This window comes from Halobacillus sp. BBL2006 (assembly GCF_000786645.1).
Lineage (GTDB): Bacteria > Bacillota > Bacilli > Bacillales > Halobacillaceae > Halobacillus.
The window spans coordinates 1-1,791 of the sequence record NZ_JRNX01000636.1 but is presented as its reverse complement, the minus strand read 5'-3'; the positions used below and the strand labels follow the sequence as shown (position 1 = coordinate 1,791).

Here is a 1,791-nt window from a genome sequence, read left to right as displayed (position 1 = left end):
AATATTACCTTTTGTCATTTAAAATGGCACCGACAATATTTGCATGAGCGAGGTCCAAGATGCTCTTCGCTTCAGCAGCTTTCTGTAAATCGGTTTTTCCTTTGTTCACAATCAACACCACGCCATCACAGTGATGAGCAAGCACTCTTGTTTCCGTTGATTGAAGAACGGAGGGCGAATCAACTAACACAATATCGTAGGTGCCTCTAACCTCTTTTAATAACTCAATCATTTTATCATCACTGATAACTTCTGATGGGTTCATCTTACTAGATCCGCTAGTGAGGACATCGAGGTTTCCTATACCAGTTTTAAATACAGCTTGATTGAAAGTTGTTTGACCTGCAATGATGTTATTTAACCCTATTTCATTTGCCGTTTTAAAGATTGTATGTTGATATGGACTTCGCAAATTAGCATCAATAAGCAGAATCTTATCTCTTAAGAAAGCCATAGATACTGCTAAATTAGCTACAGTTGTCGAAGTCCCTTCTTGCTTATTTGGTGAGGTAAGCAGAAAGTTATGACTGTTACGATTATCCGTTAAAAACTTTATGTTCGTTCGTATGGTTCTAAACTGTTCAGATATGATGGAATCAGGATTCGAATAAGTAATTAAATTTCGTTTCTTTTTAGCCTGTCTGATTTTGTTTAAAACCAATTCTCTCCCCCCTCGCCTCTACATGAGATGATTGTTTCTTCTTTTTCTTAGTAATTGTATTTCTTCTATTCATAGCTGAAACAGATCCGATGACAGGTACATCTAAGTAATCTTCAATGTCATGTCGATTACGAATCGTGCCGTCTAGTGTATCTAACAGGAATACAATACCAATTCCAACAACAAATCCAAATACAGCCGCTGCGACAAGGTTTCGACTTTGGTTTTCATTTATTGGAAAAGGATTCAATTTTGCCTCTGATAATAGCTGAACTTCCTTAAAAGATAAAATATCAACAATTTTCTTTTTGTAAACATTAGCGGTTGTATTAGCAATTTCCACAGCTCGTTCAGGATCCGTATCAGTTACAGAAATTAAGACTACTTGAGACTCCTCAAGTCTGGTTACAGATATTTTTGTGGCAAGCGCTTCATCAGACAATTTAAGATTTAGGTCATTTTTCACTTCATCCATAATAATGGGATCTTTAATCATTACCATTAGGGTATTCATATCTTCGTCTTCAGTTTCGAGAATAATTCTTGTAGATGTTTGATACAGTAATGTATTGTTTAAATGATTATATAGCACCCCTCCTGCTGTGGTGACGATCATGAGAACAACAATGATCCACGCTCTTCTTTTTATAACATCAAAATATTCTTTTAAATTTATATCATTGCTTCTGCCGTCATCAATAAAGTTCTTTTGTCTCTTACTATTCATAAAAAGAACCACCTTTTAATTTAATTCGCTTATTCTATATAACGAACAAAAATTTATAAAAAAATTCTCCTTTATATACGTGATTCAGTATATTCATTAGTTAATTATACTTTAGTTCTTTATTAAGAACTTGTCAACCTAGTTTTTCCAAATTTCGATACATTAATCGCAAACCAAGATGTACCAGTGTTAATTATTTTCCAAAATACCTTTTTAAATTATAAAGACAACTGAGTGGATTACCATATGAGTTTTCCATTGGATATCACCTTCTTTTCAAGAGAGTTCTATATATCAGACATTTAAACCTTGATAATTCTTTATTAAGAACACAAGAATATCATATGGCTTTATTCCTTTGATGTCAATAGCTTCTCTATCCGAATATTGTTCTTTTTATTTT

Annotated in this window: 2 protein-coding genes; both read right to left on the bottom strand. The window is 33.3% G+C overall.

All coding sequences use genetic code 11. From position 1 onward, the window contains the following. Positions 1-4: 4 nt before the first annotated feature. Positions 5-661 carry a CpsD/CapB family tyrosine-protein kinase gene (locus tag LD39_RS17355; RefSeq protein WP_035550629.1) on the bottom strand — a complete coding sequence of 219 codons (657 nt, stop codon included), beginning with the start codon at positions 659-661 and terminating at the stop codon, positions 5-7. Then, the gene (locus LD39_RS17350; RefSeq protein ID WP_052158932.1) at positions 633-1,388 is read right to left on the bottom strand and encodes a YveK family protein; all 756 of its coding nucleotides are present in this window, start codon (positions 1,386-1,388) and stop codon (positions 633-635) included. The genes LD39_RS17355 and LD39_RS17350 overlap by 29 nt, the downstream gene beginning before the upstream one ends. Positions 1,389-1,791: the final 403 nt, after the last annotated feature.